This window comes from Arthrobacter sp. 05T442 (assembly GCF_056395945.1).
Window position 1 is genome coordinate 395,998 of record NZ_JBFTKM010000001.1, and the last position, 19,141, is coordinate 415,138.

Here is a 19,141-nt window from a genome sequence, read left to right on the forward strand (position 1 = left end):
CGGTGCCGCACTGGTCACGCGGCAGGCGGCAGCTTCAGTTCCAGGGCGTTGGCCTCGACGTAGTCAAGGGCATGGCGGATGGCGCCCACGGTGACGATGGAATCGCCCAGCGGTGACACCGTCACGCGCGGGGGAGTCGCGGTGAAACGGGGGAGCAGCGCCGTGATGCCGGGAAGCAGGGCCCCCGCGGACTCGGCGACCGCGCCGCCAAGCACCACCTGCTCGGGGTTGATCAGGCTCGCGATCGAGGCGATAACGCGGGCCATCCGCTCGGAAAGCCGGTCCAGGATCTGCAGCGCCGCAGGATCTCCCGCCGCCGCGTCCTCAAAGACCCGCCGCGCGCTGGCCCTGCCACCGGCGGACGGCCCGCCTGCTGCCGCGGACCACTGCCTGGCCAGGCTCGCGATGCCGTCGCTGGAGCCCACACCCTCGACCATGTCGAGGTAGCCCATTTCACCGGCAGCACCGCCGCGGCCGTGGAGCAGCCGGCCGGACTCCACCACGCCGGCGCCCAGGCGTTCACCAGCCAGGAGCACAACGAGGTCGTCCACGCCGACGCCGGACCCGCGCCAGCGTTCACCGAGCGCGGCAAGGTTGGCGTCATTTTCCAGCAGCACGGTCCAGCCGTGCAGGTCCCGGAGCGCGGAACGGAGCCCGACGTCGAACAGGCTCCAGAAGTGCTGGGCCACGAGGACATTGCCGTCGCGGTCCACGGGGGCTGCGATGCCGGCACCTACGGCGAGCACTTTGCCCGCGTGCGTCCCGGCGGCGGCCAGTGCGTGGCGGCACGCCCGGTCCACGACGCCGATCCGTTCTTCCGCGGGGATGTCCCGCGCGCGGAAGCTTTCGCTGGCGCGTCCGACGACGGTGCCGCGGAGGTCCGCCACGGCCGCCGTTGTGGTGGCCGCGCCGATGTCGATGCCCAGTACGACGCCAGCATCCCGGTTGAGCTCGAAACGGCGTGCCGGGCGGCCCTTCCTCGGGCTCGTGCCGCTGCCGGTGCCGCCGGCGGCGGGGCCGGGGCCGGTGCCGCCGGGACCCTGCGGCTCCCCGCGGGGGCTGTCCAGTTCACGGATCCAGCCGCGCCGCATCAGGTCCTCGCACACGGCTATTACGGACGCCCGTGTCAGTCCCGTCCGGGCCATCAGTTCCGTGCCGGTTGCGACGTCAGTGCTGCGGATATGGCCCAGCACTGCCTGGGCGTTGACCCGGCGCAACAGCTGGGGGGTTGCGGTGGCGGCCTGCGGCATCACGTCTTGACCTCGTTCCGGCTCCGGACACATAATTGTTCAAAGCAATATATTTAGCTTGTATCTAAAATACCAGAGATCCAGTCCCGAGCCCCGAAGGATTCCACCTTGTCCAACACCGCCACGCTGGCAACCCTGTCCGGTTCCGACCTCGCCGCCGACCCCAACTGGTGGCGCCAGGCGTCGGTTTACCAGATCTACCCGCGCAGCTTTTCCGACTCCAACGGTGACGGCCTCGGCGACATTAAGGGCATCACCGCCAAGGTCCCGTACTTGAAGGAACTTGGGATCGACGCCGTTTGGCTCAGCCCGTTCTACCCCTCGGCGCTGGCAGACGGGGGCTACGACGTCGACGACTACCGCGATGTCGACCCCAAGCTCGGCACCCTTGAGGACTTCGACGAAATGTCCGCCGCGCTGCACGCCGCCGGCATCAAGCTGATTGCGGACATCGTCCCGAACCACTCCTCCAACCGGCACGTCTGGTTCCAGGAAGCCCTGGCATCCCCCCGGGGCTCCGCGGCACGCGAGCGCTACATCTTCCGCGACGGCCTGGGCGAGAACGGCGAGATTCCGCCGTCCGACTGGGAGTCCGTCTTCGGCGGACCGGCCTGGGAACGCATCACCGAGCCTGACGGCACCCCCGGCCAGTGGTACATGCACATCTTCGCCAAGGAACAGCCCGACCTGAACTGGTCCAACCGCGAAATCCGCGACGATTTCCTCAGAACGCTCCGCTTCTGGTCCGACCGCGGCGTGGACGGCTTCCGCGTCGACGTCGCCCATGCCCTGACCAAGGACCTCACCGAGCCGCTGCTGTCCAAGCTGGAACTGACTGAGGCGAACACCGGCACGGACGGCTTCGCCGACGGCTCCCACCCGTTCTGGGACCGCGACGAAGTCCACGAGGTGTACGCCGAATGGCGCGAAGTGTTCAACGAATACAACCCGCCGCGCACCGCGGTCGCCGAAGCCTGGGTGCACGCGTCCCGCCGCGCCCGCTACGCCAGCCCGCAGGGCCTGGGCCAGGCCTTCAACTTCGACCTCCTGCAGGCCGATTTCGACGCCGACGAGTTCCGCGAAATCATCACCCGGAACCTCGCCGAGGCCACGGAATCCGGCGCGTCCTCCACCTGGGTCTTCTCCAACCACGACGTCGTCCGCCACGCCACGCGCTACGGCCTGCCCAAGGGCGGCGGCAAGCATGCCAAGGGCCAGGACGGGAAGGGCTGGCTGCTGGCCGGCGCCCCGGCCGAGGAACTGGATGCCGAACTGGGCCTGCGCCGGGCCCGCGCGGCCAGCCTGCTCATGCTCGCCCTGCCGGGCTCCGCGTACCTGTACCAGGGCGAAGAGCTGGGACTGCAGGAAGTCGCGGAGATCCCGGACGCCGAGCGCCAGGACCCCACCTTCTTCCGCAACAAGGGCGTCGAGATCGGCCGTGACGGCTGCCGCGTGCCCCTGCCCTGGACCGCGGAAGGCAGCTCCTTCGGCTTCGGCGACGGCGGCGCCCACCTGCCGCAGCCGGCCTGGTTCAGCCGCTACGCCGTGGAGGCGGAGGACGGCGTCGAGGGATCCACCCTGGAGCTGTACCGCAAAGCGCTGAAGCTGCGCCGCGAACTGCAGGGCCCGGAAGGGCTCGAATGGCACACCACGGAGAGCCCCGACGTGCTGCACTTCAGCCGACCGGGCGGCTGGCAGTCCGTGACCAACTTCGGTTCCGGGCCCGTCGAGCTCCCCGCGGGCGAAGTGCTCGTTAGCAGCGGCCCGCTGGACGGCGGCCTGCTGCCGGCCGACACCACCGTCTGGCTGCGGTGAGTCCGGTCCAGGAGCTCCTCCCTGTCCAGGAACTGATTTACGGCTGCATGGGCCTGGGCGGCAGCTGGTCGGAGGAACCGTACTCGTCCGCCCACGTGGACGAGGCGGCCGCCGCCATCGCCGCCGCCCTGGCGGCGGGCATCACGCTGTTCGACCACGCCGACATCTACCGCAGCGGCAAGGCCGAATCCGTGTTCGGCGAGGTGCTGGCGCAGACTCCCGGCCTGCGGGAGAAGATCCGGCTGCAGACCAAGTGCGGCATCCGGCTCAACGAACAGGGGCTGGAGGGCTACTACGACCTGAGCGGGGACGCCATCCTGGAGCGGGTGAATGAAAGCCTGGCACGCCTCCGCACGGACTACGTGGACGTGCTGATGCTGCACCGCCCTGATCCGCTGATGGACCCTGCCGAGGTGGCGTCCGCCGTCGGACAGCTCATGGCCGAAGGCAAGGTGCGGGCCTTGGGCGTGTCCAACATGTCCGGGCCGCAGATCGAGGCGCTGCAGGACCGCCTGGAGACCCCCGTGATCGCCAACCAGCTTGAAATGAGCCTGCTGAAGCGGGCCTGGCTGGAAAGCACCGTGCTGGTCAACCACGCCGACGGCACGGACCACAGCTTCCCGCACGGGACCGTGGAGCACTGCGTCCGGCAGGGGATTACGGTCCAGGCCTACGGCTCGCTGGCCCGCGGGCTGTACACGGGCGCACCTGCGGCCGAACCCACGCCTGCTGAGACCGCCACGGCGGCGCTCGTGGCGGCCATGGCAGAAGAGAAGGACACAACAGGGGAGGCGATTTTGCTCGGCTGGCTGATGAAGCATCCGGCCGGAATCGCCCCCGTGATCGGCACTGCCAACCCGGACCGCATCCGGGCCTGTGCCGGCGCCGCCGACGTCGCTGCAGCCATGACACGGCCGGAGTGGTATCGGCTCTGGGTTACGGCGCGGGGAAGCAACATCCCGTAGCCGCGGCCTGTTTCCCTGGGGCCGGACGTGATTTTGGTCGTATTGGTCGGCCCGGACGGCGGCAATACTTCGCTGGAGGCACCCCTGTGCCGATAGCGTAGATGCATGACGTCTACCACCACCGCCGGATCCGTCCGGCCCCAGCGCAACATCCCGGCCGAAATCGCCCGCTCATGGCTGCTGGTCAACGCAATGAAGCCCGAACTCTTCGACCAGTCAGCCGTGTCCCGCGCGGATGCCATCATCCTGGATATCGAGGACGCGGTGGACCCTTCCCAGAAGGACGCCGCACGCGAGAACGTCGTGAACTGGCTGACCGCCGGCGGCACCGCCTGGGTCCGGATCAACGACGCGACCAGCCCCTTCTGGGCCGACGACCTCTCGGGCCTCCGCGGCACCCCGGGCCTTCTGGGCGTCATGCTCGCGAAGACCGAATCCGCCGACCAGGTCACCGAAAGCTACCACCGCATGGACGGCAAGACGCCGGTCATCGCCCTTGTGGAGTCCGCCGTCGGCATCGAGGAAGCCAACAACATCGCCAGGGCCCAGGGCGCGTTCCGGCTGGCCTTCGGCTCCGGCGACTTCCGCCGCGATACCGGCATGGCCGCCACCCCCGAGGCAATGGCCTACCCGCGCGCCAAGCTGGTCGTCGCGAGCCGCGTCGGCAACCTGCCGGGCCCCATCGACGGACCCACCGTGGGAACGAACCACCCCATCCTGCGCGAACAGACCGGCATCACCGTCATGATGGGCATGACCGGCAAGCTCTGCCTCGCCATCGACCAGACCCACGTGATCAACGAGGTCATCAGCCCCACTCCGTCGGACGTCGCCTGGGCCACGGACTTCATGGCCGACTTCGAGGCCAGCGGCCGTGTGATCCGTGATGGCTCGGACCTGCCGCGCCTGGGCCGCGCCGAGAAGATCATGAAGCTCGCGGTCGCCTTCGGGGTGCAGCCGGCGCTGTAACCTGCGTTCCTTCCCGGTTGCCTGGCGGGCGGGCGGCTCCACGACCGGCAGAATCCCTGAATCCCGCGGCCGGCACGGGGGTGACCAGGGGCGGGTACGGATGCAACCGGGAAGGAACGCCGGCTGACGGCGGAAAACGCTGTCCTGACGCCGGAATTGCCCCGCGACGCGCAAAATACCCTACGCCCCCGGATTCCCGCGTCGTCAGGTATTTTGAGCGTCGCCAGGAATTTTGCGTCTCACGGCGTTGCCGGCACGCCCCGGTAGACTGGCCCAATGCTGACTGACTTCTGGGCCTCCGCGCCAACAGCCTACAAAGCGCTCGTTTTCAGCGCCATGGGCCTGATCGCCGTCGGCCTCATCCTCTCCGTGGTCGGCAACACGTCGCAGAACCAGGGCCTCGCCGTGGCGTCCCTGCCGGTGATCGGGCTGGGACTGATCCTGCACCTCGTCGGGATCGTTGTCCGCGGCCAGTCGATCCGGAAGAAGCTCAAGCGATAGCAGCCGCGTTCCGCCGGACATGGCTGCGGGCGTGCTCCACCGCGGCGGGCAGGGTCGTGAAGAGGTGCTTGTGATGGCGCAATGAACGGATCACCCCGACGTTCGTCACCAGCTCCAGATGCTGCGGTTGGACCCCTTTCAGCAGGACCGTGACGCCGCGCAGTTCCAGCGCCGAGATGACCTCCACCAGCGTATGGGCGCCCGTGGCGTCAAGCATCCGGACCTGGGACAGCCGGATGATGGCCACCTCGATGTTTTTGACCTGGCTGATCTCCTGCAGGACCCTCTCCGCGGCGCCGAAGAACATCGCCCCGTCCAGCCGGAAGATGGCAATGTGCTCATCGCCTTCCTCCGGCACCCCCGGAAGCGCCTCGCGCCGAACCCCGCTGAGTGAGGCGAACTTCCGCAGCGTGAACACCGCAGCGGCCGCGAGCCCGATCTGGATGGCCACGATGAGGTCGAAGGCCACCGTAATGAGGGCCGTCAGAACGAAGACGGCGGCATCAGCACGGGTGGAGCGCAGAACGGCAGTCACTGTGTGCCGGGAGACCATGCGCGTCGCGGTGACCATGAGGATACCGCCTAGCACTGCCAGCGGGATCCTGCCCACCAGCCCGGCCGCGAGGTAGATGATCGCCAGCAGGACCAGCGCATGCACGATCGCGGACAGCCTGGTCCGGGCACCGGAGCGGACGTTGACGGCGGTCCGCGCGATGGCGCCGGTCGCAGGCATGCCGCCGAAGAGCCCGGCCGCGATGGACGCCAGCCCCTGCCCGGTCAGCTCGCGGTCCGGGCTGTAGGCCCCGCTCGGCCTGCCGTCCGGCCCGATCATTCCGGCGGCCACCCGGGCCGAGAGCAGGGATTCGATCGCGGCGAGCGTCGCGATGGACACCGCGGGCATCAGCAACCCGCCCAGGCCGGCAGGATCAAGGGAAGGCAGCGACGGCGCGCGCAGGGAATGCGGCAGCTCCCCGATCCGGGGGATGTCCAGCCGGAGCAGTTCGGCGGCCACCGTGGCGAGCAGCACCGCGATCAGGCTCGCCGGAAGGGCCTTGTTCACTTTGGGGAGCAGGAGCATCACGGCGGCCACGCCCGCCACGACGGCGAGCGTCTGCAGCACGGTGGGAAAAGCCGCGCCGGAGGCGCTCTCAACGGCCGCCAGCACCGTGTTGTGGCCCGGGATTCCCTCGGTGCCCGTGGCCATGGGAACCTGCTGGAGGAAGATGATCGCGGCGATGCCAAGGGTGAACCCTTCCACCACCGGCCACGGGATGAAGGCCACGGCCCGGCCCAGCCCGCTGATGCCGAGTGCGCAGACCAGCAGGCCGGCCATGAGGGAAACCAGGGCGATGCTGCCGGCGCCGTGGGCCGCCACCACGGGGGCCAGGACCACCACCATGGCTCCGGTGGGGCCGGAGACCTGGACGTGTGAGCCGCCCATGACGGCGGCAACCATGCCGGCCACCACGGCCGTGACCAGGCCCGCCTCGGCGCCCACTCCGGAGCTGACGCCAAAGGCGAGGGCCAGCGGCAGCGCCACGATTCCCACCGTCATGCCGGAGAGCAGGTCCGTCTTCCAGGACGAGCGCAGTCCGTCGAAGTCGCGGCGGGAGGGCAGGAACCGGCCGAGGCGCCCCCGGAAGGCCCTCACGATTCGGACCCCGCAAGCTGCCCGCCCTCAAGGTGTTCGGCCGGAAGGTCCTGCGCCAGCCGCAACTGTTCGTTGGAACCGGCGAGGCTGTCCAGGAGGAAGATCCGGGCAATGGACAGCAGCTCCGAAATCTTTGGATGGGCCAGCCTGTACGTCACCGCGTTCGCTGACCGGACGGAGGTCACCACGCCGTGCCGGCGCAGTGTCGCCAGATGCTGGGAGAGGTGCGAAGCCTCAAGGCCCGTCTCGGCCAGGAGGTAGCTGACCGGTGCGGCGTTGTCCGGGGCCGCGGCCAGGAGCTCAAGCACCCGGATGCGGGCCGGGTGGGCGAGGGCCTTAAAGAGGTTTGCCTTGATCTCGTATAAGGGGGTCTGTGCCGCTGAAATCATGGGCCCGTGCTTTCTCGTCTCGGGAGCCGGGCCGTTGCCGCGACTTGATGAAATGATGTTTTCATCATACCGCTTGGAGTCAAGCACTGATGTCAAGCGCCGATGTCACGCGCGGCTGCGCTGTCATGAAGAAAGCGGTCCCGGGGCGTGGCGATAGGCTGGAAGCATGACTATCAATCCGGATCTGCAGGGCCGCAGCTACCCTGCCGCAGAGGTGTACGACGTCGGCCGCGAGAAGATCCGCGAGTTCGCCCGCGCCGTCAAAGCCACCCACCCCGCCCACTTCGAGGTGGACGCCGCCCAGGCGCTGGGCCACCGCGACCTCGTGGCACCGCCGACCTTCGCGATCATCGTCGCCCAGCGCGCCGACGCGCAGCTGATCGAGGATCCGGACTCCGGCATCGACTTCTCCCGCGTGGTCCACGCCGACCAGCGCTTCATCCACCACCGTCCCATCATTGCCGGAGACCGCCTGGCCGCCGAACTGCACGTCGACGGCGTCCGGGCAATGGGCGGCGGGGCCATGATCACCACCCGCTCGGAAATCTTCGCCCTCACGGCAGACGAATCCCGTGAGGCCGTCGCCACCACCACCTCGTCCATCCTGGTCCGCGGAGAGGGACAGTAGCCATGAGCATCACCATCGCAGAACTCACGATCGGCCAGGGCATCGGCAGCCGCAGCATCGCCGTCACCCGCACCGACCTCGTCAAGTACGCCGGCGCCTCCGGCGACTTCAACCCCATCCACTGGAACGAGGCCTTCGCCACGGGCGTCGGCCTGCCGGGAGTGATCGCGCACGGCATGTTCACCATGGGCGCCGCCGTCCAGCTGGTGACCGACTGGGCCGGCGACCCTGCCGCCGTCGTTGATTTCCAGACCCGGTTCACCAAGCCGGTGCCCGTCGCTGACACTACGGGAACGCCGGAGGCCGGCGCAGTGGTCGAGGTCAGCGGCGCCATCGGAGCGCTCGACGCCGAAGCCGGCACCGCCCGCGTGGACCTCACGGTTGTCTCCGCCGGACAGAAGGTGCTGGTGAAGGCCCAGGCCGTCGTCAGGCTGGCGTAACCCATGATGCTGCTGTGACCAGGGGTGTCTTCGTCCCGGCCGCCGAGATCACGCACTGGCGGAACGCGGTGGTGGTCGCCTACGCGGCCAGCGGCGTCGCGTTTTCCACATGGGTGTCCCGGCTGCCGGCCATCCGTGACGGCCTGGATCTGACTCCCGGCACCGTCGGGCTGCTCCTGCTCTGCATGACGGCGGGGTCGTTCCTGTCCGTGTCCGCCTCGGGCCTGATTGTCCTTCGGCTCGGCTCCAGGCGCACCATCCGGATCGGCAGCATCATGGTCGGGTTCGGGCTCATGCTCGCGGGCTTCGGTACCACCGTGCTCGCCAGCCCGGGCGCCGTCGCCGCGGGACTGGTCATCATCGGGCTGGGCACCCCCAGCTGGAACACCGCGTCCAATGTCGAAGGCGCGGCGGTGGAACGCGCCGTCCGGCGGCACATCATGCCCCGGCTGCACGGCTCCTTCAGCCTGGGCACGGTGGCCGGAGCCGGGCTGGGTGCCTGGGCTGCCGGTGCCGGGATCCCCGTCTTCTGGCACCTCGCCGCGGCGGGCGTGCTGGTGGCCGGCTCGGTGACCACCGCCGCGGCGTGGTTCCGCGCCGACTTCACGCCGCTGCAGGGGGAGGAGAGCTTCAATCCCCCCAGAACCGATAACTTCGAGGACCCGTCCACCGGCCCGATTCCTGTCGTCCGGATCGGCGCAGGCGCCGCGGAGGAGCCGCTGGACAACAAGCGCCAGATCGCCCAGGCCTGGCGGGACCGGCGCACGCTGCTGCTCGGCTTCCTGGTGCTGGGCCTGGCCCTGGCCGAAGGAGCGGCGGGCGACTGGGTGGCCCTGGCCCTCGCCGACGGCCATGGCCAATCCGATGCCGCCGGGGCCGCCGGCTATGGACTCTTTGTCACCTTCATGACCGTGGGCCGCTTCGCCGGAACGTTCGTGCTGGACCGCTTCGGCCGCGTCCCGGTCATGCGCTGGTGCGCCGCGATGGCGGTCCTGGGTCTGGGCTTGTTCGTCTTCGCCCCGGTGCCGTGGCTGGCGTACGTGGCCCTGGCGATCTGGGGCCTCGGCGCCTCCCTGGGCTTCCCGGTCGGCATGTCCGCCGCCGCCGACGACCCCCGCAAGGCGGCCGCACGGGTGTCCGTGGTCTCCACGATCGGCTACGGCGCGTTCCTCTGCGGGCCGCCGCTGCTCGGGCTGCTCGCGGAGCACGTGGGGATCCTCCACTCGCTGCTGGCCGTCATGGTGATGCTGGCGGCAAGCTTCCTGCTCTCCCCGGTGGCCCGGAAGATCACCGTGACTGGGCCGTCCGCTAAGGGGACAGTGTGATCCCGGCTAGGCTGGTCAGGTGACCCAGATTCTGCTTTCCGCCCTGACCACGGCCGCCGTCGGCGGGCCCGCCGGCACCTACGTCGAAGCGCGGGACGAGGCCGAAATCATCGATGCCGTCCGCTCCGCCGACGCCGCGGGGGAGCCGCTGCTGATCATCGGCGGCGGCTCCAACCTGCTGGTGTCCGACGACGGGTTCCCTGGCGCGGTGCTGAAGATCGCCTCGGAAGGGTTCACGGTCAATGCCGAGGACTCGTGCGGCGGGGTGTCCGTCGTGGTTCAGGCCGGCCACAACTGGGATGCCCTCGTAGAACACGCGGTACGGCACGCCTGGTCCGGCATCGAAGCGCTGTCCGGCATTCCGGGTGCCACCGGGGCCACCCCGGTGCAGAACGTGGGAGCCTACGGTGCCGACGTCTCCCAAACCATTGCCGCGGTGCGCACGTGGGACCGGGAACGCAATGCGGTGCAGACGTTTACCAACGCGGAGCTGAAGTTCGGTTACCGCGATTCCGTACTTAAACGGGCCACCGTCAACGGATCCCCGCGCTATGTGGTGCTCACCGTGGAATTCCAGCTTCCGCTGGGCCGCATGAGCGCGCCCGTCCGGTACGCCGAGCTGGCCCGGTCGCTGGGGGTCGAGCCGGGGCAGCGGGCCTACTCCAACGACGTCCGCCGCGAGGTGCTCCGGCTGCGGGCGTCCAAGGGCATGGTCCTGGACCCGGCAGACAGGGACACTTACTCCACCGGATCCTTCTTCACGAACCCGATCGTCCCCGCGGACGTGGCCGGCAGACTCCCCGACGAGGCTCCGCGATACCCCGGCGGGTCGGACGGGCTGGTCAAGCTCTCGGCGGCGTGGCTGATCGACCAGGCAGGCTTCGGAAAGGGCTTCGGGCTCGCCCCTGACAGCATCTCCGGCGGACGGGCCTCGCTGTCCACCAAGCACACGCTTGCCATCAGCAACCGGGGCGCCGCGAGCGCCGCGGACATGCTGGCGGTTGCGCGGGAGGTGCGCCGCGGCGTCGTCGAACGCTTCGGCATTGAGCTGCACCCGGAGCCCCTGCTCATCGGCATCGAACTCTAGGGAGATCGAGCGCCCGCGGGCTCAGCTGCTCCCGCGCGGCGGCGACACCTTGGTGAACAGCATGAAGGTGAAGCCGGACGCCGCCGCTCCGAGCAGGAAGACCTGGCAAAATGCGACGGACTGGGGGCTGGGCCCGCTCTGGAGCACCAGTCCGGCACAGGCGAAGGCGACGGCCCCGGCGAGCAGCGCCACCGAGCCCAGGAGGAAACTCTGCACGGTGGCCGGGAACTCGCCGCCTGTCTCGACCTGGAGGTCACGGCTCCGCGGCTCGGTGTCGTGCCGCGCATGGGCGCGGGGCTGGAGCGTGGCGGCGGTGACGAAGCTGCCGACGGACAGCACCATGCACACGCCGGCGACCAGCTGCAGAGTGCTCATCATGGGGGAGAGCCGTGTGCCGCTGGCGATGGCGACGGCGAGCCCGGCAGCCATGCCGGCGGCGCTGGAGGCCCAGCCCAGCAGGGCCAGCTTCCTGCACAGGGGCCGCAGCCGCGGCCACATCTCACTCATGGTCATGCAACAAGGGTAGAGAGGTCCGCTGGACGGCGGCTGGGAACACCCGGTGCGGCAGCCGGTGCGGACGGTGGCCGCGTCCGTGGCGAGTGTCGGTCCCCGGTCCTACGATGGGTGCATGGCAGCAGTGGTGCGCTCCCGGCTCAGCCGCGGAATCATGGGCAGGCTCCGTCTGGCCTCGCAGGGGTTGCTGGGGCCGGGCCTGGGCACCGCGCAGGACGCAGTGCGGTGGATGATGTCGATGCAGGCGCAGGATCTCCCGTCCGCCCTGTGGGCGGTCGGCCAGCGGGTCCCGGGCGCCCGCCTCGAGGACGTCCGCGCTGCCTTGGACCGGGGCGAGATCGTCCGCTCCTGGCCGATGCGGGGGACCCTGCACCTGATCGCTCCGGAAGACCTGCGGTGGGTCCTGGGCATTACCTCCGGGCGCATGGTCCGGGGCATGGCCGGACGCCACCGCGAGCTCGGCATCGCTGCTGAGGACATCCAGACAGCCCGGAAGGCGGCAGTGCAGTTGGTCTGCGGCGGGGGAGCCGCCACGCGGGACGAGCTGTTCCGGGCTTTTGAGGAGGCGGGACAGTCGACGGCGGGCCAGCGGGGCATCCACCTGCTGGGGGTCCTGTGCCAGCGGGCATGGCTTGTGCAGGGACCACTTGCGGGCAACCAGCAGCGCGTTGTCGCCTTCGATGAGTGGATCAGTTCGTCGCGGACGCTGGACCGGGCGGAAGGCATCGCGGAACTGCTGCTGCGATACATGCGCAGCCACGGCCCCGCCACGGAGCGCGACTTTGTCTGGTGGTCGGGCATACCGCTGACCGAGGTCCGACCGGCCCTGGCCGCCGTGCGCGACCGCCTGGTGGAGCTCGTGTTCGAGGACACGGGCTACTGGCTCTCGCCGGAGACTGCGGCGCTGCTCGAGGACGGCGTCCCCGGCCAGCGGTCCGTACTGGCACTCCCGGGGTTTGATGAGTTCCTGCTGGGGTATACAGACAGATCCCTTGTGCTGCCGTCCCGACACGCCGAGAAGATCGTTCCGGGCGGCAACGGCATTTTCAGGAAGACCATCGTGGCCGGCGGCGAAGTGGTCGGCACCTGGGGGAAGTCCGGGAACGGCCCCAGCACCGGCGTCGTACCCGAACCATTTGACGCGGTTAACGGACTGCGGCCTGCCGCCCGGAAGTCGTTCGGGGTGCAGGCCGCGAAGTACCGCAGGTTCCTTGGTGCGGGAACGCCCTAGAGGTTCCCGGTGGCGATGTTGAGCATGCGGCGCAACGGTTCGGCCGCGCCCCACAGGAGCTGGTCGCCTACCGTGAAGGCGCTGATGTAGCGCGGGCCCATCTCCATCTTGCGGATGCGGCCCACGGGGATGTCCAGGGTGCCGGACGCGGCCACCGGGGTCAGCCGGGCCATGGAGTCTTCCTTGGTGTTGGGAACCACGGTGGCCCACTCGTTGTCCGCGTCCAGGAGCTTCTCGATCTCGGCCACGGGGAGGTCCTCGCGGAGTTTGAGCGTCAGCGCCTGGGAGTGCGAGCGCATGGCTCCGATCCGGATGCACAGCCCGTCCATGACGATGTGCTCCTTGCCGGAGGTGCCCAGGATCTTGTTGGTCTCCACACCGGCCTTCCACTCTTCCTTGGACTGGCCGTTGCCAAGATCCGCGTCGATCCAGGGGATCAGCGAGCCGGCCAGCGGGACACCGAACTGGCTGGCGTCGATGTTGGTGCGCTGGTGGGCGAGGACCTTGCGGTCGATCTCCAGGATGGCCGACGCCGGATCGTCCAGTTCCGTGCTGACCTCGGCATTGAGGGTGCCGAACTGGCTCAGCAGTTCGCGCATGTGCCGGGCGCCGCCGCCTGATGCGGCCTGGTACGTCATCGAGGTGCCCCATTCGACGAGGCCGTTCTTGAACAGCCCGCCCAGGCCCATGAGCATGCAGGAGACGGTGCAGTTGCCGCCGATGTAGTCCTTCACGCCGCCGGAGAGGCCGGCGTCGATGACGTCCCGGTTGATCGGGTCCAGGACGATGATCGAGTCGTCGTTCATCCGCAGGGTGGAGGCGGCGTCGATCCAGAGACCGTCCCAGCCCCGGCTGCGCAGTTCGCCGTGGACCTGCTTGGTGTAGTCACCGCCCTGGGCGGTGACGATGATCGGCAGCTTCGCCAGGGTATCGACGTCGAACGCGTCCTCGAGCTTGCCGGCGGCGCCCGCCGCAGCACCCGCAACGGCCGGGGCGGCACCTCCGGCGTTCGAGGTGGAGAAAAAGACCGGGTTGATGGTGGCGAAGTCGCCCTCGTCCTGCATGCGCTGCATCAGGACGGAACCGACCATGCCGCGCCAGCCGACCAGGCCGACGGACGGAGTAGCTGCTGTAGTCATTGGGCCAGTTTAGACTTTGCGGCCGGCGCGGCGCAGTCGGTTACGTCACTGCTCCGTCCGCGTCCGCGGCGGCCCCACCCCGGACGGGCTTGTTCCCCGGCGCCTGCAAGAGTCCGTCATCGTCCAGAGGAGCCGTGGCTGGACCGGCATCATCACCCAGGGCGGTCGGGCAACACGTCCGCAGCCTGACCCCTCCATCCGGGCGGGCCGGGGACGGCATCGAGTTTGTCCCCGCGCCACAGCGCGGCGATGTCATCGCCGAATGCCCGGTCCAGTCCTGGACTGTTGAACAGCGGCGGCGCACGCCCCTAGTCGCCGCGCGGCTCTTCCAGCAGGGCCGCCTTGCGGCGACGCAGCGCAAAGACAGCGCCAAAGGTGAAGACCTGGGTCACCACAACCAGCACGACCGCGCCGAGGATCTTGTTGCCGCCCAGGATCATGGTCAGTCCCACGATCGCGGAGAGCAACGCCAGGAGGGGGAGGAGCATGTAGCCCAGGACGAACAGGGTTTCGGGTTTCTTCAGCATTCCTAGCCCTTGGTCCGGCGCCACTGGGTCATGCGGTAGCGGGTTCCGCCGGCGGACGTCAGCCACCCGTTGGCTGGCAGGCTGGCCCCGGTGGTCCAGTCGTAGCCGAGCTCCGGGGCGAAGGTGTCGCCCTCGGTGGCCGTGTCGATCGTAGTGATCACGGCGACGTCGGCGAGGTCCATCGACTGGGCGAAGATATCCCCGCCGCCGACGATCCAGACCATGTCGTGCCCGGGCGCGAACTGGGACTCCAGCAGGGCGTCATCCAGGGACCTCACAGCGGTGGCGCCCTCGGCCGCGGGCGTAGCACCCCAGCCTTCCTGACGGGTGATGACGATGTTGGTCCGGCCAGGGAGGGGCCGGTATTTGTCGGGGAAGGATTCCCACGTCTTGCGGCCCATGATGACCGGGTGTCCGGTGGTGAGCCGGGCGAAGTGCCTCATGTCCTCGGGCAGGTGCCACGGCATTCCGCCGTCCTTGCCGATGACACCCGTGTTGGTCTGTGCCCAGATCACGCCCAGGCCGGTGAGGGAAGCAGCCAGGTCCTCGGTGAAGGGCGTGGTCTGGGCGCCCTGCTGCGGGTTTTCGTTGTTGCTCATACGGCTATCGGCGCCTTAATCGTCGGGTGGTGCTGGTATCCGACCACTTCGAAGTCCTCGAAGGTGTAGTCGAAAATGGACTCCGGCTTGCGGGTGATCTTGAGCTGCGGGTAGTCGTAAGGTTCGCGGGCCAGCTGCTTGAGGACCTGGTCCATGTGGTTGTCGTAGATGTGGACGTCCCCGCCGGTCCAGACGAATTCGCCCGGTTCCAGGCCGGACTGCTGGGCCAGCATGCACGTCAGCAGCGCGTAGGACGCGATATTGAAGGGGACACCCAGGAAGGTGTCCGCCGAGCGCTGGTACAGCTGGCAGGAAAGCTTGCCGCCGGCGACGTAGAACTGGAAGAAGGCATGGCAGGGCGGGAGCGCCATGTTCTTGAGTTCGGCGACGTTCCAGGCCGAGACGATGTGCCGGCGCGAGTCCGGGTTGGTTTTGAGGTTCTCGACGAGTTCGGCGATCTGGTCGATATGGCCGCCGTCGGGGGTGGGCCAGCTGCGCCACTGCACGCCGTAGACGGGACCGAGTTCGCCGTCAGCGTCCGCCCATTCGTTCCAGATGGTGACGCCCTGGTCCTGCATCCACTTCACGTTGCTGTCCCCCCGCAGGAACCACAGGAGCTCCACGGCCACGGACTTGAAATGCACGCGCTTGGTGGTGATCAGCGGGAAGCTCTTGCCCAGGTCAAAGCGCAGCTGGCGGCCGAATACGCTGAGGGTACCCGTCCCGGTACGGTCCGATTTGTGCGTGCCGTGTTCCAGGACATCGCGCAGCAGGTCTTCATAGGGCGTTGGAATGCTCACGGTCCCAGTCTACTGAGGTCTCCAAAAGCGGAGTCCCTCTGTGACTGACGCCGGTCATCACCGGCCTCAGTCGTCGAACGGCCGGAACCTCTCCACGGCAACAACTTTGTTTTTGCTGCCGTGCGCCACATGGCACACGATCATCTCGCCCGGCGCCAGGAAAGGGTCCGAGGACGGCAGCAGGGCGCGCAGCCGGGAGCTCATGTGTTTGCCGAGTTGCGCGAAGACGGTCGGCAGGGCAGGGCGGTGGGTGCACAGGGCCACGGGACGCTGTTTGTCGAAGAGTGCCTCGACGACGGCGGCCGTCTTGTGCGGGCTGCGGGCGTGCCGGTGCTCGGTCAGGGAGTCATGGAGCTTCACCTTGGCGTCCGCGGCCTTGGCGTAGGGCGCGATCGTTGCGACGCACCGCAGCCACGGGCTCGTCACGACCCGCGCAGGCTGCCACGTGCGCAGGAGCCGCCCGACGGCTTGCGCCTGCCGCGTCCCTGTTGCCGCGAGCGGGCGGTCGCCCTCGGCCTTGGTCCAGGAGGAGCGCGGCTTGGCCTTGGCATGGCGGACGATCAGCAGCGGCCAGGTCTCCAGTTCCCCGCGGCTGTGCGCCGCGACGAGGTGCTCGAGCGGACCGACGTCACTGGGGTTGCTCAGCAGGCCGGCAGCCTTCTCCGGCGAACACCACAGGACGCTGTCCACTTCCTTGCCGTCGGGCAGCAGCGCTGCGCCGTCGACGTCGACGGCCCAGTAATGGACGACCTTAAGCCCGGCCGCCACGTGGTAGTGGATGGGCGGAAGCGGGATGCCCAGGGGGGCCTGGAGCCCGATTTCCTCCTGCACCTCCCGGATGGCGCACTCGGGGATGGTCTCGCCGGGGTCGATCTTGCCCTTGGGCCAGGACCAGTCGTCGTACCGCGGACGGTGGATCAGCAGGACCTCAAGCTCGTCCTTGTTGATCCGCCACGGTACGGCCCCCGCCGCCACGACGGCTATGGCTTCGCCGGTGTGGTCGCTCTGGTCGGCGACCAGCGAATCGCTCGTCAAATCGTAAGACACTGCCAGAGCCCCTAACGCAGGCTCGTCGAGCGTTGCCGCGAGCGTGAAGCGAGCAGCCAGGACTGGACGTCGTCGAGGTTCCGGCCGTCCTCCGCCAGGTGATGGCGGATCCAGTCCCCGGAGCTATCCAGATGCCAGCTGGCCGTCCCCGGGTCCATGTACCGGCGCAGCATGTCCAGGACATAGGTCGTGTCATCGCCGCTTGTGAGCTGAACGAGGGCCTCGACCCGGCGGTCCAGGTTACGGTGCATCATGTCGGCCGAACCGATGTAGACGACCGGGTCGCCCCCGTTGGCGAAGGCAAAGACGCGGGAGTGCTCCAGGAACCGGCCCAGGACGGAACGGACCGTGATGTTCTCGCTAAGGCCCGGGACCCCGGGGCGCAGGGAGCAGATGCCGCGGACGATCACGTCCACCGGCACCCCGGCCTGGGATGCGCGGTACAGGGAATCGATGATGGCTTCGTCCACCATCGAGTTGACCTTGATCTGGACGCGGGCGGCGATGCCGGCCCTGGCGTTCCGGATTTCGGTTTCAATCCGGTCGATCAGCCCGGACCGGACGGAGCGCGGCGCCACGAGCAGTCTCTTGAAGGTGGACTTCGGCGCATAGCCGGAAAGCTGGTTGAAGAGCTTCGAGAGGTCTTCGCCTACCTGCTCGTTGGCCGTCAGCAGGCCCAGGTCTTCGTAGTACCGGGCCGTGCGCGGGTGGTAGTTGCCGGTGCCGATGTGGCAGTAGCGGCGCAACCCGTCCACTTCCTGGCGTACGACGAGGGAGAGCTTGCAGTGGGTCTTGAGGCCCACGATGCCGTAGACCACGTGCACGCCGGCCTGCTCCAGTTTCCGGGCCCAGGAGATGTTGGCCTGCTCGTCAAAGCGGGCCTTGATCTCCACGAGCGCCAGGACCTGCTTGCCGGCCTCGGCGGCGTCGATCAGCGCATCGACGATCGGGGAGTCGCCGGAGGTGCGGTACAGGGTCTGCTTGATGGCCTGGACCTTCGGGTCCGCGGCGGCCTGTTCGAGGAAGGCCTGGACAGACGTGGAGAACGAATCGTACGGGTGGTGCAGGAGGATGTCCCGCCGCCGCATGGCGGCGAAGACGTTGGCGGCCTTGGACGTCTCGGACTCGTTGAGGTAGCGCGAGGTGTGCGGGACGTGCTTGGGGTAGTGCAGGTCCGCCCGGTCGATGCCGGCAATCACCGACAGCCCGCGCAGGTCCAGCGGGGCCGGGACGGAGTAGACCTCGGATTCCTCGACGCCGAGTTCGCGGATGAGCAGGGCCCTGATGTTCGGGTTGATGTCGTTGGTGACCTCGAGCCGGACGGGAGGGCCGAAGCGGCGGCGCAGCAGTTCCTTTTCCAGGGCCTGCAGCAGGTTCTCGGCGTCGTCCTCTTCCACTTCGACGTCCTCGTTGCGGGTGACGCGGAACGTATGGTGCTCCAGGACCTCCATGCCGGCGAAGAGCTGGTCCAGGTGGACGGCGATGACTTCCTCAAGGGCGATGAACCGCGCCACGCGCCCGGGGACGGAACCGGCACGGGGTCCGTCGATCGAAATCAGGCGCGGCAGCTGGTCCGGGACCTTGACGCGGGCGAAGAGCTCCTTGTCGCTGACCGGATTGCGGACCACCACGGCCAGGTTCAGGGACAGCCCGGAAATGTACGGGAAGGGGTGGGCCGGATCCACGGCGAGCGGCGTGAGGATCGGGAAGACCTTCTCGGCAAACATGGCGCTGAGCTGGTCTTTGGCCTGGGAGTCGAGCTCTTCCCAGTGCATGAGGTGGATGTGTTCGTAGGCCAGGGCGGGACGGATCTGTTCCGCGTAGACCCGGGCGTGGCGCTGCTGCAGTCGGTGGGCAGCCTCGCCGATCTGCTCGAGGACCTGCATGGGGCTCAGTCCGGCCGGGGAGGGCACGGCGAGGCCTGTGGCGATCCGGCGCTTGAGCCCGGCGACGCGGACCATGAAGAACTCGTCAAGGTTGGACGCGAAGATGGACAGGAAGCTGACCCGCTCCAGCAAGTAGAGGTTGGGGTCTTCGGCCAGCTCCAGGACCCGGGAATTGAACGCCAGCCAGCTCAGCTCCCGGTCCAGGAACCGGTCGGGGCTGATGTCGCCTTCCGGCTCCAGGTTGGGGGCGAACTCGGGGATGTCGATCCGGTCCTGGGTGGCACGTGAGGCCGGCACTTCGGAGGAGCCGAAACGGGCACGCACTGGACGCACCTTGTTGTTAGACGTGGCTGTCCGGGCAGATTCCCGTTGCATGGTC

General features: G+C 68.6%; 19 protein-coding genes. 9 read left to right on the top strand and 10 right to left on the bottom strand.

The window, feature by feature from the left end; all coding sequences use genetic code 11:
- Positions 1–14: 14 nt before the first annotated feature.
- Positions 15–1,250: an ROK family protein gene (locus AC1DES_RS01845; RefSeq protein WP_476894216.1), complete on the bottom strand. Its 1,236-nt coding sequence runs from the start codon at positions 1,248–1,250 to the stop codon at positions 15–17.
- A gap of 108 nt (positions 1,251–1,358) precedes the next feature.
- On the opposite strand from AC1DES_RS01845, the gene AC1DES_RS01850 reads away from it, so the two are divergent.
- The 4 genes from AC1DES_RS01850 (at position 1,359) to AC1DES_RS01865 (ending at position 5,500) form a co-directional block, all read left to right on the top strand.
- Positions 1,359–3,065, top strand: coding sequence for a glycoside hydrolase family 13 protein (locus AC1DES_RS01850; RefSeq protein ID WP_476893980.1), 1,707 nt, complete (start codon positions 1,359–1,361; stop codon positions 3,063–3,065).
- Positions 3,062–4,030 (top strand): aldo/keto reductase, encoded by a 969-nt coding sequence (locus AC1DES_RS01855; protein ID WP_476893981.1) that lies wholly within the window; start codon positions 3,062–3,064, stop codon positions 4,028–4,030. The genes AC1DES_RS01850 and AC1DES_RS01855 overlap by 4 nt, the downstream gene beginning before the upstream one ends.
- Before the next feature lie 105 nt (positions 4,031–4,135).
- Positions 4,136–4,999 (top strand): HpcH/HpaI aldolase/citrate lyase family protein, encoded by an 864-nt coding sequence (locus AC1DES_RS01860; RefSeq protein WP_476893982.1) that lies wholly within the window; start codon positions 4,136–4,138, stop codon positions 4,997–4,999.
- A gap of 276 nt (positions 5,000–5,275) precedes the next feature.
- Positions 5,276–5,500: a DUF3188 domain-containing protein gene (locus AC1DES_RS01865; RefSeq protein WP_476893983.1), complete on the top strand. Its 225-nt coding sequence runs from the start codon at positions 5,276–5,278 to the stop codon at positions 5,498–5,500.
- Here AC1DES_RS01865 and AC1DES_RS01870 read toward each other — a convergent pair.
- Entirely contained in the window at positions 5,490–7,151 is a 1,662-nt protein-coding gene (locus AC1DES_RS01870) for a SulP family inorganic anion transporter (protein WP_476893984.1), read from the bottom strand. The two genes, AC1DES_RS01865 and AC1DES_RS01870, sit on opposite strands and share 11 nt — an antisense overlap.
- Complete coding sequence (locus AC1DES_RS01875) at positions 7,148–7,540, bottom strand: ArsR/SmtB family transcription factor (protein WP_476893985.1); 393 nt, start codon at positions 7,538–7,540, stop codon at positions 7,148–7,150. Before AC1DES_RS01875 ends, AC1DES_RS01870 begins: the two co-directional genes overlap by 4 nt.
- A 166-nt stretch (positions 7,541–7,706) precedes the next feature.
- On the opposite strand from AC1DES_RS01875, the gene AC1DES_RS01880 reads away from it, so the two are divergent.
- Genes AC1DES_RS01880 through AC1DES_RS01895 form a run of 4 tightly spaced genes read left to right on the top strand, consistent with a single transcriptional unit; the run spans position 7,707 to position 11,020 of the window.
- Entirely contained in the window at positions 7,707–8,168 is a 462-nt protein-coding gene (locus AC1DES_RS01880; RefSeq protein ID WP_476893986.1) for an FAS1-like dehydratase domain-containing protein, read from the top strand.
- Between the two features lie 2 nt (positions 8,169–8,170).
- Complete coding sequence (locus AC1DES_RS01885) at positions 8,171–8,608, top strand: MaoC family dehydratase (protein ID WP_476893987.1); 438 nt, start codon at positions 8,171–8,173, stop codon at positions 8,606–8,608.
- Between the two features lie 14 nt (positions 8,609–8,622).
- A complete protein-coding gene (locus AC1DES_RS01890) occupies positions 8,623–9,933 on the top strand; it encodes an MFS transporter (RefSeq protein WP_476893988.1) in 1,311 nt (436 codons plus the stop codon).
- 19 nt (positions 9,934–9,952) lie between these two features.
- Positions 9,953–11,020, top strand: a complete 1,068-nt coding sequence (locus tag AC1DES_RS01895) for a UDP-N-acetylmuramate dehydrogenase (RefSeq protein WP_476893989.1) — start codon at positions 9,953–9,955, stop codon at positions 11,018–11,020.
- A 21-nt stretch (positions 11,021–11,041) separates the two neighbouring features.
- On the opposite strand, the gene AC1DES_RS01900 is transcribed toward AC1DES_RS01895, so the two are convergent.
- Positions 11,042–11,533 carry a hypothetical protein gene (locus tag AC1DES_RS01900; RefSeq protein ID WP_476893990.1) on the bottom strand — a complete coding sequence of 164 codons (492 nt, stop codon included), beginning with the start codon at positions 11,531–11,533 and terminating at the stop codon, positions 11,042–11,044.
- A gap of 115 nt (positions 11,534–11,648) precedes the next feature.
- Here AC1DES_RS01900 and AC1DES_RS01905 point away from each other — a divergent pair, with 115 nt between their 5' ends.
- Positions 11,649–12,764 (top strand): winged helix DNA-binding domain-containing protein, encoded by a 1,116-nt coding sequence (locus tag AC1DES_RS01905; protein WP_476893991.1) that lies wholly within the window; start codon positions 11,649–11,651, stop codon positions 12,762–12,764.
- Here the strand turns inward: AC1DES_RS01905 and asd are convergent.
- From asd to AC1DES_RS01935, 6 genes are all read right to left on the bottom strand, one after another.
- Positions 12,761–13,903, bottom strand: a complete 1,143-nt coding sequence (asd, locus tag AC1DES_RS01910; protein ID WP_476893992.1) for an aspartate-semialdehyde dehydrogenase — start codon at positions 13,901–13,903, stop codon at positions 12,761–12,763. The two genes, AC1DES_RS01905 and asd, sit on opposite strands and share 4 nt — an antisense overlap.
- Positions 13,904–14,211: 308 nt before the next feature.
- Positions 14,212–14,430 carry an NF038396 family protein gene (locus AC1DES_RS01915; RefSeq protein WP_476893993.1) on the bottom strand — a complete coding sequence of 73 codons (219 nt, stop codon included), beginning with the start codon at positions 14,428–14,430 and terminating at the stop codon, positions 14,212–14,214.
- A gap of 2 nt (positions 14,431–14,432) precedes the next feature.
- Positions 14,433–15,029 carry a dihydrofolate reductase gene (locus tag AC1DES_RS01920; RefSeq protein ID WP_476893994.1) on the bottom strand — a complete coding sequence of 199 codons (597 nt, stop codon included), beginning with the start codon at positions 15,027–15,029 and terminating at the stop codon, positions 14,433–14,435.
- Entirely contained in the window at positions 15,026–15,829 is an 804-nt protein-coding gene (locus AC1DES_RS01925; RefSeq protein WP_476893995.1) for a thymidylate synthase, read from the bottom strand. The genes AC1DES_RS01920 and AC1DES_RS01925 overlap by 4 nt, the downstream gene beginning before the upstream one ends.
- A gap of 66 nt (positions 15,830–15,895) precedes the next feature.
- Entirely contained in the window at positions 15,896–16,864 is a 969-nt protein-coding gene (locus AC1DES_RS01930; protein WP_476894217.1) for an NUDIX hydrolase, read from the bottom strand.
- Between the two features lie 23 nt (positions 16,865–16,887).
- A complete protein-coding gene (locus AC1DES_RS01935) occupies positions 16,888–19,137 on the bottom strand; it encodes an RNA degradosome polyphosphate kinase (protein WP_476893996.1) in 2,250 nt (749 codons plus the stop codon).
- Positions 19,138–19,141: the final 4 nt, after the last annotated feature.

Bases quoted from the DNA above. Each gene is read 5' to 3' on its own strand.
- AC1DES_RS01845 (WP_476894216.1), bottom strand. From the start codon at position 1,250: ATGCCGCAGGCCGCCACCGCAACCCCCCAGCTGTTGCGCCGGGTCAAC.
- AC1DES_RS01865 (WP_476893983.1), top strand. From the start codon at position 5,276: ATGCTGACTGACTTCTGGGCCTCCGCGCCAACAGCCTACAAAGCGCTC.
- AC1DES_RS01885 (WP_476893987.1), top strand. From the start codon at position 8,171: ATGAGCATCACCATCGCAGAACTCACGATCGGCCAGGGCATCGGCAGC.
- AC1DES_RS01920 (WP_476893994.1), bottom strand. From the start codon at position 15,029: ATGAGCAACAACGAAAACCCGCAGCAGGGCGCCCAGACCACGCCCTTC.
- AC1DES_RS01900 (WP_476893990.1), bottom strand. From the start codon at position 11,533: ATGACCATGAGTGAGATGTGGCCGCGGCTGCGGCCCCTGTGCAGGAAG.
- AC1DES_RS01860 (WP_476893982.1), top strand. From the start codon at position 4,136: ATGACGTCTACCACCACCGCCGGATCCGTCCGGCCCCAGCGCAACATC.
- AC1DES_RS01905 (WP_476893991.1), top strand. From the start codon at position 11,649: ATGGCAGCAGTGGTGCGCTCCCGGCTCAGCCGCGGAATCATGGGCAGG.
- AC1DES_RS01915 (WP_476893993.1), bottom strand. From the start codon at position 14,430: ATGCTGAAGAAACCCGAAACCCTGTTCGTCCTGGGCTACATGCTCCTC.
- AC1DES_RS01875 (WP_476893985.1), bottom strand. From the start codon at position 7,540: ATGATTTCAGCGGCACAGACCCCCTTATACGAGATCAAGGCAAACCTC.
- AC1DES_RS01935 (WP_476893996.1), bottom strand. From the start codon at position 19,137: ATGCAACGGGAATCTGCCCGGACAGCCACGTCTAACAACAAGGTGCGT.
- asd (WP_476893992.1), bottom strand. From the start codon at position 13,903: ATGACTACAGCAGCTACTCCGTCCGTCGGCCTGGTCGGCTGGCGCGGC.
- AC1DES_RS01880 (WP_476893986.1), top strand. From the start codon at position 7,707: ATGACTATCAATCCGGATCTGCAGGGCCGCAGCTACCCTGCCGCAGAG.